Raw genomic sequence first — 9480 nt, forward strand, 5'->3', positions numbered from 1 at the left:
TTTCGGATGTAAACATTCATATTCAATAGCAACGCCAAAACCAAGGAACAGAGAAGCATTAGCGGAACTCCCACGCCCGTAAACACAAACGTATTGAAGGATGCCTTCCGAAAGGAATCGCTCGCTAACACTTCTTTGTAGTTGGCAAACCCTACAAAAGTGCCGTCAATCGTGCGATCCATAAAGGAGTAGACGACACCCATTGCAAACGGGATTAGATAAAAAATCGCGAAACCAATTAAGCTAGGGAGAAGGAATGCTAATGCCACTACACTTTGTTTACGCATTAGATTTCGCAGGCTCATGATTGACCTTGAAAATACTCTAGGATACCTTCCACAATGGCCGTTGAAGCCTTGGATTGGAAATCCTGCGTTTGGATTCGACCAGGATCAATAACGATTGTTTTCCCTTCTAAAAGCCGACTTCCTTTTTGTAAAGATTCATTTGAAATCTTGTCATTTTTGAAAAAGTCTTTAGCCTGTACTTTAAATACAAATGAAGCTGAAACAAGCAGTAGGACTGCAAATAAGGTCAGTACAACGTATCTTCTCATCGATGTTCTCCTCTATTTATGCTCTATCTATTTGCTATTCTAGAAGACTCACATAAAGAAAAAGAGAAGCTGATATCAAGATCAGATAAAGATTTTGTCGAAAACAAAAAAGCCACTGACCTTCACGGATTGAAATAACCGTCAAGGTAGTGGCTGCTGCTGAACCGCTACGTACTTTTATTCAAGTAGAAGTAAAACAAGACTCCATCTGCTGTATTCTCAGCACCGTAAGGTACATCATGCAGCTCCAAAATGTTTTTGGAAATGGCAAGCCCTAATCCGCTGCCTCCTTGCGAACGCTGCCGCGCCGCATCTCCACGGTAGAAACGATCCCATAGCTTGTCTAATTGCTCCACATCGATGTGAATACCTTTATTCTCTATACAAATTTTAACAAACTGCTTCTCCTCAACTGTGGTAATCATAATGTCTTGTTGATCTGGTGTGTACCTTATAGCATTGGTAACAAAATTCGTGATGACTTGCTCAATCCGATGTTGATTCGCTATGACCTCAACCGAAGTAAGATAAGTGTGAACATTAAGCTGTTTCTCAGCCATCTCCACAGATAATTGATCACAGATTCCTTCAATCACTTTATCGATGTAGAAGGCATCCATCTTCATTTTGTACGTGCCTGATTCGAACTTTGCCAACTCCAGCATGTCCACGATTAAGAGGTTCATTCTGTCAACTTCTTTATCCATCGCGTCGAAGTAATGCTCTTTCTTGTGGCTGGCAACGCCGTCCTTGAGGATGGAGATACAGCTTTTCATAACACTCAGGGGTGTTTTTAGCTCGTGAGATACTCCGGAAATAAATTCTTTCCTTGTTCTTTCTAATTGCTTTTCCTTCTCAATGTCTTGCTGAAGCTGCTCAATGTAGGAGTGCAGGGTTTCGGAAAGCAGATTGATATTCTGAGACAAGTCGCCAATCTCATCCTTCGATCGAATCGGAATTCTTTCCGAAAAGTCTAAGCTTGCAATCTTCCGTGTGGTTTTGTTGATTTTCAGTAATGGCCGAGCAATCTTCAAGGAATAATACAACGAAGCAAGAACGATTAGAGCCATTACAAGCGCGATGATATACCAGTAATAATCTTTGAGCATTTGAACAGCTTCATCAACGGGCTGCAGAGATGCTATGGAGAAGATATAGGTGGTTTCACCGCTCTGATCTTGAATCGGGTTTATGAAAAGCTTATATTTGACGTTATTTTGCTCGTAATCAAAAATTTGCAACGAATCATAGTTGATTGGAGTTTCACTTACTAATAAATCGGCTTGAAATTGTTTGATTCTTTCCATGAACAAGCTATTGGAATAGATCCAATTGGATGGGTTATTCTCGGCAGGCAATTCGATTTTTGTAATGATTCCGTTTAACGTAATCGCAGGGAATTCAGCTTTGGAATTGGAGTACTTGATCTTCAAAGTGAGTTCATCTAATTTCCTGGATAGTGCATCGTTTACCCAAAACAAAGTGTTTTTGTCAAGTTGAATTCGGTATGGAATTAACGATAGGTCTTTCCGTACTTCCGAGACAATTACTCGTACGCCTGAAGCCAGAGGAAATTTTGAGTTGGTTGATGTAGCATTCAATACTTCCTCGATATTGATTAGGTTGTAAAGAGGGACAGTTATTGTAGTATTCGATTGTTCCTTATACGCTGTATTGCGATCCAATTTGACTTCTGCATAAAAATCATTGGCATGCTTCAAATTTCCGGTACTATCTAACGTTGTGATCCAGGTATTGTTCTGGCGATAGAAATCCTGTTCCAGCTTCTGAATAGTTGCAACACTGCCGTCGCTCTTTAAGTAGTCCTGTTCGAATGCCTGAATATTGGTTTGAATGTCATTGACTTTCCGGTTTGCGTAATACTGCTTGAAAAATACCGTTTGTCCCATATAAATAACAGCCAGGATTAACATACATAACGATGTGGTAAGAGCGAACAACTTAAATACAATGCCTAATCTCATACGCTAACCTCAAATTTGTAACCTGCTCTAACTACTGTTGTAATCAGTTTCGCTTTCTCACCTAGCTTACTGCGTAAATTGCGGATATGGGTGTTTAAAGTCCGATCATCGCCATCATATTCATAGCCCCAAATCTTAATAATGAGTTGCTCTCGCGTAATGACAATGCCCTGATTGAGCATTAGATAAGTTAAGATTTCAAATTCGGTATAAGTTAAACTCACAGTTTCTCCATCTGTAACGACAGTTCTAGACGGAAAGTGCAAGCGGATCCCTTTCATGGATAATGAATCGTTATTCCTTACTCCTGCATACTTAGAAGGTTCTTCTTTCCGACTTCGACTGTCGAGCAGCCGCTTGGCTCTTGCTAATAACACAGGAGGGCTGTAGGGTTTCGTCACGTAATCGTCAGCACCCAATTCAAAGCCTAGTAACGTGTCGTCTTCGTCCACGCGGGCAGTTAGCATAATAATGGGCACATCCGATGTCTTACGAATGCGTCGACAAACAGACCAACCATCTACCTCAGGCAACATTATATCAAGAATAATTAAATCCACTTCACTTTCTTGAAATAAAACGATTCCTTCTCTCCCATCCCCAGCTTCCAGCACCTCATACCCTTCATTCATAAAATAATCTTTAATAATTTCACGTAAAATAGGCTCGTCTTCAACGATTAAAATTGTTTTAGTCATGTCCTTCTCCCACTAAATCAATAACAAAATAGATTATTTTTCATTCTAACCCAGTCATGTCAAGACTATGTAAAGATTTAACCTGTTGTTATTAAGTGGACTCAACACTCATAATACCACAATATGGTAATCCACACGGCAAGTTTGGGTATTAATAATCTTATCCGGTTGACCTGATTTCACTTCGACTCTATGATTGAAGTAATTTGACAAGAAAGCGAGTGATTCTGATGCAAATCATTATATCCGACACGTCCATTAATGCGGTACAGAAGGGATAGTTCATACGAACCCTTCTAGGATAATACCAATTACGGAGGGAAAAAGKTAGATGTCGTTTAGTTATTACGGAGAACTTTGCACAGAGGTCTATGATCACACTAAGGCAATAGGTCAATCATTCGGCGGTGATATAGAATATTACCGAGACAGGTTGAAATCTTGTAAGGGGCGTATTCTTGAAGCCATGGTCGGGTCTGGGCGTGTCATCATTCCGCTTCTCGAAGCAGGTCTTCTTGTAGATGGAGTTGACTATTCTCCCCAGATGTTAGCTTCTTGCCGTCAACGTTGTGAAGAACGAGGACTTGTCACCAATCTATATGAATCCGATCTTCAAGATCTTGTTTTACCCTATACTTACGAGGCGATTATTATTCCTGGTGGATCATTCTTGTTAATCGAACAACGAGAGAAGTCTCTTAACGCCTTAAGGTGCCTCTATGACCATCTCCAGCCAGGTGGCCGTCTCCTGCTTGATCTTTTCCTGCCTGATCATAATTTCGAGTGTGGTCCGTTAGGGAGTACGTCGACATTCAATATGCCGAGCGGAGACATCATCACCATGGAAAGCAAGCTGGTTGAAGCGGATCTATTCCATCAATACAAAGTTTCCTATTTAAAATATGAAAAATGGCATAACGGTGCACTGCTTCAGACTGAATTGCAACGATTTGCGCTTCGTTGGTATGGCATTGAAGAATTTAAGCTCGTGTTGGAAAGTATTGGATTCTCAAATGTGGTTGTGTCCGCTGATTTTGACTATGGAAGAGCACCCACTCATGACAAGCAAAAATTCGTATATGAAGCGACACGAAAGTAAGTAGTAGTCCACAGGGGCTTGGTGAAAACCAAGGCCTCTGTTTTTGACCGAAGCAGCAAAAAAGCACCTGCTACGGTGCTTTTTTTCTAATAAAACTGTTGTCAGATGCAGATAAACCTCATGATTCACCACGTAACCCAAGGCTTCGAACCAGGTACATCGCGGATCATATCCAAGATCGGGATCGTGTAGGCGAACAGGATCAGGACGACCACGATGCCTACCCACACTTTCCAATTCTCTAATATAGCTGGAGTGGCTTGGGCGTCCTCGGCGACTTCCGCCAGTTGGAACTCTTCCTTGCCCTCGGTATCCTTCTCGGCGAAGAATGCCAGCTCCAGAATAATGTACATAATAAGCAAGATACCTACGAACAACACCGCCCCGCCAATGCCAAGCAGTCGATTGAATGGAATCCACGATAGTGCTGTGGTGTTATCAAAGTATGTTGTAAAGGCGGTCCGGCGCGGAGCCCCCAGCAGCCCAACAGTATGCATCGCTCCCGACATGAGGAACATGCCGATCACCCAGATCCAAGTCTGCGCCATACCTAGTTTGTTGATCACAGGCGTCAACTTGCGTCCGCTTAACAGCGGGACCAGCCAGTAGATCAGACCGAAGAAGGTCAGGGCTACACTTGTTGCGACAGTCAGATGGAAGTGCCCCGTAACCCAGAGCGTATTATGAATGACTTGGTTCATCTGGTTACTCGCATTGACGATCCCGCCCGCCCCGGCCGGAATGAAGATGACCATACCCATGAACGGTGCGAAGAACCGCACATCTTTCCATGGCAGCTTGCGGAACCAACCGAACAAGCCCTTTGCCCCCTTCGCCCGCCCGCTAAGCTCCAGCATCGCGAACAAGGAGAATGCAGTCATAAGCGACGGGACAACGACCATGAAGGTGAGAACCACCTGTACGAATTTCCATACCGACGAAATACCGGGTTCCGTTAACTGATGATGGAAGCCAACCGGAATCGAGAACAGCAAGAGCAAGATGAACGACAGGCGGGCCAATGAGTCGCTGAACACTTTGCCCCCGATTATCTTAGGGATGACCACATACCAGCAAATATAGGCCGGCAGCAACCAAAAATAAACGAGCGGATGGCCGAAGTACCAGAACAGCGAGCGCGACAGCATAACGTTAATCGTCGGCACCCAGCCCAGCGACCAAGGAAGCAGCAACAGCAGCACCTCAGCAGCGACTCCAAGCGTAGCAATGAGCCACATTGTCATCGTAACGACCGCCATGAACAGGAACAACGGTGACGGCTTGCCCGGATTGCTGCGGCGCCATCCCGCATATTGAGCGAACAGGGCGAATCCACTAACCCAACTGCCCACTACTACGAGTGTCAAGCCTATATAAAAGAATGGGGATGCTTTCAAGGGTGCATAGAACGTGTATAACACCGATGCCTGATTGAGAAGAATCATAATGACGGTCATGATCGTACCTGCAGCCATAAGGCTGAAGCCCCACCAACCAGCTTTGCGAACACCCGGGCGCATGGAACCACCAGTCGTGTAGGCGCCTCCCGCATACAGGAATCCGATGATGAAGAACGTCGTGAACACAAGCGCCATCAGTACTCCGTGAGCGGTCAACAGTTGGTAATAACCGATACCTGCCGGCAACTTTAAGTTACCGCCCTTCACCATCCCCTGCAACAGCCCTGCGAACCCACCCAGCGCCAAAGCGCCGAATGCGAACAAAATATGGGTTAACGCCAAGATCGAATCCCGGCGATCGATTCTCACTTTGCTTGCTTCCTTACTAGTGTTAGTATTCATAATCGTAGTGCTTTCCATGACGTATCTGCCTCCGAATCTTCCGAACGTTGGGCCCACCTGAATCAAACGTTCTATATTTTACTGTACCGTAATCGTGGTCGCCATGAATTCGTGTCCGCTCCCACAGTACTCGTTGCACAAGATCAAGTAGGTTCCAGCCTTGGTGAACTTATGTGAAATGTTGTTGACTTCTCCAGGTACGACCATCGCGTTCACATTCGTGCCGACGATCTGAAACCCGTGAACCACATCCGGACTTGTGATTGAGAAATGCACGGTTGCTCCGACAGGCACAGTCATCGCTGACGGCAAGTAGGAGAATATTTTACCGACCATGATCGCCTCGTACTCGTTATCTCTCACCTTGTGAAGGCCCGGCTTATTGAATGGAGCGATCTGTTCCACTTTCTCCGGATCAACCTGCACACCGTGATGTCCCGGAGGCGCAGTACCCATCGCGAAAGCTCCCACGCCCAGCACCAATAAGAACACGACAAGCATGGACAGCCCGAAACCTAACCAAATTTTTTCGTATTTGTGAAAATGCATCGTTCATTCCCCCTAGTAAATAATCCAGCTTATCCGTTGCGGAGCGTGAATAAGGCGAACACGCCGCCCCAGATCATGATTATGATCACACCTACGAGCATGACGGACACCAAGGTCCCTTTCAGATTACTGGCAGGTGCTTGCTTCTGCTCATTGTGTTGGGCCATAATGTTGCCACCTTTCTAATCAGCTTGAATTGGATGGCTACATCGTAGCATCGAGAAAGTAGTGGAGCTGTGATATATATCACATATTTGGATGGGGAGGGTGGTATTACAAGACAGCATTCACAGATTCGCCTTAAACAGGGTGGACGAGTATCAGCATCACTTCGGGGCAATTATCGGTGGAGTAACAATGGCGCTCGCAGCTACAATTCTGCTATAGTGAAAGTAAGCGTTATCAACCTTCCTTAATAATTACAGGGTCTGTCCGACGATTAGATTTTAGTGAATATTTATTCATGGGGTTGTGAAGGGACAAGGGAATGGTACGTAAAGTTTACGGCCGCCTTTGAAATCAAGTTGTTACCACAACATAAATTAAAAACAATTTGGATTTCAACAGCGGTGGAGTGCCATCCCTTTCCCGCAATAACCCCTTTAATGAATAAATATTCACGGATTTGCTTTCGTCGGACAGACTCCTAGATCGTACGAACGATTCCTTGTCGGTCTTGCATGAATTCAGGGCTCGATTCCTCAAAGAAAGGAAAATGAACCTATGCTGCGACGACCTACCTTGTGGGAGAGGCTTTCCTTCAAAAAAAAGCTGATGCTCTTCTCCCTGCTATTCAGTCTCATTCCGGTATTGCTGCTCGGGACGGCGGCTTCTTTCCTGGCCTCTACAAGTATTCAGTCAGAAGTGAACGCCAAACACGAGCTCGCTCTCCGGCAAATATCCGATCAAGTCGATTCGATTCTGAAGCGAATGGAATACTTGTCCATTCAGATCGCTGGAGACGTCACGATTGAGAAGTCCGTCCGGCTTGGCATCACGATGGATYAGTTGAATGCGCTGGAAGCCACTCTTGAGATGCTGGAAACAATCCGTAAGTATCGCAGCTATTCAGACGTGATGTTCCACGTCTTCCTGACGTACAATCGCTTTGATATCGTGTATTCCAACCGGCTCGGGCTGTTGAAGACGAACGAGTTCCCTTACGGCAACTTGCTGCAAAACCAGCTCAATCTAACGACTGGCGCCCGTATTATTCCTTCCAACACATACCCGGGTCAAAAAAACTTGCTGATCGTCCGACCGATCGGAAAATCCGACACAGACGGGACGCTCGTAATGGAAGTGGATATGTCGAGTCTATATACCCTGCTGCGCAACGTTAACCTAGGTAATGGCAGCAAAGTACAGGCTGTGAACAGCGAAGGGCGAATCGTACTCAGTCAGAACGAAGCGGAGATCGGCACACCTCTGCCAACCACATTGTCCAAGCGGCTGCAGACAGCTGGTTCTCCTTATTCCGACACACTTACACTGGAAGGGGAGTCCGTGCACTTGTCTTCCAGTCGGTCAGCCTTCAACGACTGGTCGTACTTGATCTTGACCCCAAGCGCCAACTTGACGGTGAAATCGCAGCAGATCCGTAACCTGACTTGGCTGATCGCAGCCAGTCTGGCGCTAATATGGGCGATCATCGCCTTGTTCGCTAYGCACCGGCTATATGTTCCGATTCAGACACTGCTGAAGAGACTGCCGATTCTGCAGAAGCCAGCAATGGGCAGTCTGGCCGAGCTCGATCAGTTCATGCAGCATATGCTCGAGGCGAACGACCGACTCGCAGACGAACTGAAGCAGAAGTTGCCGATGTTGAAGGAAAACTTGCTCATGCAGCTGTTGCAAGGCGATATGACCGATTCCGACTTCGCGATCCAGAGCAAACGGTATGGACTGACATTGCCTGGTCCGATGTATACCGTATGCGTGTTCGAGGTTGACCAGTTCGCGCACTTCAAGAAGAGCCATCAGGGGAAAGACCGCTCGCTGATGATGGTTTCCCTATCACTGCTTATCTCCGAGCTGGGGGAGCAGTCGACTTACGCCAGTTCGAGCGTAGCGGCTAATCCGAAGCCCGGCCAAGTCGTCCTCATCCTTTCTTCCGAACATTCGGAAGACCAGAGACTACTGGACGTGGACCATCTGTGCGGATTAATCCGGCAACGGATCAAGGAACTGTTCCCCTTCACGGTAACTGCCGCTGTTGCCCGCCCGTGCCATAATCCGCGCAGCATCCATGAAGCCTATCAGGAAGCATTGGACCTGCTGCAGTATCGGCTGCTGCTCGGGAGTGACATTACGGTAACACCAGCGGCATCCGGTCAATTGCTCGCCGTCCACCAATCGACACGGACGTTAGTCAAGCGTCAGAAGGCGATCGTCAAGCTGATCGCCGAAGGGATGACCGATTCGGCGATTAGCGAATTCAACGAGCTTATTCAGGAGCTGCCGCACATTGCACCCGCTGCCAAATCCGTCGTCGGAATCTTCACGAGTCTGCTGGCCGAGATCGACCACGGTCTCGAACAATTGGGGCTGGACTTGTCGGACCTGCTCAGCTTGAACGTATACAGTCGGATCAACGAAGCGGAATCGCTCGATGAAGTGAGAGATTGGTTCTTGAATGAATTTTTCCCGTCGTTCCGAAGTCGGTACGGGAAGCTGCATGTCTCCCAACAGACGAAAGTCGTGCAGCACGTTGTAGACTACATCCACGAGCAAGCTGAGCAAGAATTGTCGTTGCAGGAAGCGGCTCGCAAGTTCCGGCTCTCCCCTTCCC

Annotated in this window: 8 protein-coding genes and 1 pseudogene; 2 read left to right on the forward strand and 7 right to left on the reverse strand. The window is 46.5% G+C overall.

Features of this window, described 5'->3' with window-relative positions:
* The 4 genes and pseudogenes from AC1DWB_RS28990 to AC1DWB_RS29005 all read right to left on the reverse strand — a co-directional run.
* A pseudogene (locus tag AC1DWB_RS28990) lies at window positions 1-287 on the reverse strand (sugar ABC transporter permease); the annotation flags it as partial.
* 14 nt (window positions 288-301) lie between these two features.
* Window positions 302-556, reverse strand: coding sequence for a hypothetical protein (locus AC1DWB_RS28995; RefSeq protein WP_477544576.1), 255 nt, complete (start codon window positions 554-556; stop codon window positions 302-304).
* 167 nt (window positions 557-723) lie between these two features.
* The gene (locus AC1DWB_RS29000) at window positions 724-2541 is read right to left on the reverse strand and encodes a sensor histidine kinase (RefSeq protein ID WP_477544577.1); all 1818 of its coding nucleotides are present in this window, start codon (window positions 2539-2541) and stop codon (window positions 724-726) included.
* Window positions 2538-3239, reverse strand: coding sequence for a response regulator transcription factor (locus AC1DWB_RS29005; RefSeq protein ID WP_477544578.1), 702 nt, complete (start codon window positions 3237-3239; stop codon window positions 2538-2540). The genes AC1DWB_RS29000 and AC1DWB_RS29005 overlap by 4 nt, the downstream gene beginning before the upstream one ends.
* A 331-nt stretch (window positions 3240-3570) precedes the next feature.
* On the opposite strand from AC1DWB_RS29005, the gene AC1DWB_RS29010 reads away from it, so the two are divergent.
* Entirely contained in the window at window positions 3571-4338 is a 768-nt protein-coding gene (locus AC1DWB_RS29010) for a class I SAM-dependent methyltransferase (protein ID WP_477544579.1), read from the forward strand.
* Between the two features lie 125 nt (window positions 4339-4463).
* On the opposite strand, the gene AC1DWB_RS29015 is transcribed toward AC1DWB_RS29010, so the two are convergent.
* From AC1DWB_RS29015 to AC1DWB_RS29025, 3 genes are read right to left on the reverse strand one after another with little or no spacing between them, the layout of a single operon-like run.
* Window positions 4464-6158, reverse strand: coding sequence for a b(o/a)3-type cytochrome-c oxidase subunit 1 (locus AC1DWB_RS29015; protein WP_477544580.1), 1695 nt, complete (start codon window positions 6156-6158; stop codon window positions 4464-4466).
* A gap of 60 nt (window positions 6159-6218) precedes the next feature.
* A complete protein-coding gene (locus AC1DWB_RS29020; protein ID WP_477544581.1) occupies window positions 6219-6689 on the reverse strand; it encodes a cytochrome c oxidase subunit II in 471 nt (156 codons plus the stop codon).
* A gap of 29 nt (window positions 6690-6718) precedes the next feature.
* Complete coding sequence (locus tag AC1DWB_RS29025) at window positions 6719-6856, reverse strand: cytochrome c oxidase subunit 2A (RefSeq protein ID WP_477544582.1); 138 nt, start codon at window positions 6854-6856, stop codon at window positions 6719-6721.
* Window positions 6857-7412: 556 nt separating this feature from the next.
* Between AC1DWB_RS29025 and AC1DWB_RS29030 the strand changes: the two genes are divergently transcribed.
* Window positions 7413-9480: PDC sensor domain-containing protein (locus tag AC1DWB_RS29030; RefSeq protein WP_477544583.1), on the forward strand; the 2068-nt coding region annotated here is incomplete at its 3' end.

This window comes from Paenibacillus sp. P4_E11 (genome assembly GCF_056401635.1).

Coding starts and splice junctions, on each gene's coding strand:
- AC1DWB_RS29015 (WP_477544580.1), bottom strand. CDS start 6,158: ATGGAAAGCACTACGATTATGAATACTAACACTAGTAAGGAAGCAAGC.
- AC1DWB_RS29025 (WP_477544582.1), bottom strand. CDS start 6,856: ATGGCCCAACACAATGAGCAGAAGCAAGCACCTGCCAGTAATCTGAAA.
- AC1DWB_RS29010 (WP_477544579.1), top strand. CDS start 3,571: ATGTCGTTTAGTTATTACGGAGAACTTTGCACAGAGGTCTATGATCAC.
- AC1DWB_RS29000 (WP_477544577.1), bottom strand. CDS start 2,541: ATGAGATTAGGCATTGTATTTAAGTTGTTCGCTCTTACCACATCGTTA.
- AC1DWB_RS28995 (WP_477544576.1), bottom strand. CDS start 556: ATGAGAAGATACGTTGTACTGACCTTATTTGCAGTCCTACTGCTTGTT.
- AC1DWB_RS29020 (WP_477544581.1), bottom strand. CDS start 6,689: ATGCATTTTCACAAATACGAAAAAATTTGGTTAGGTTTCGGGCTGTCC.
- AC1DWB_RS29005 (WP_477544578.1), bottom strand. CDS start 3,239: ATGACTAAAACAATTTTAATCGTTGAAGACGAGCCTATTTTACGTGAA.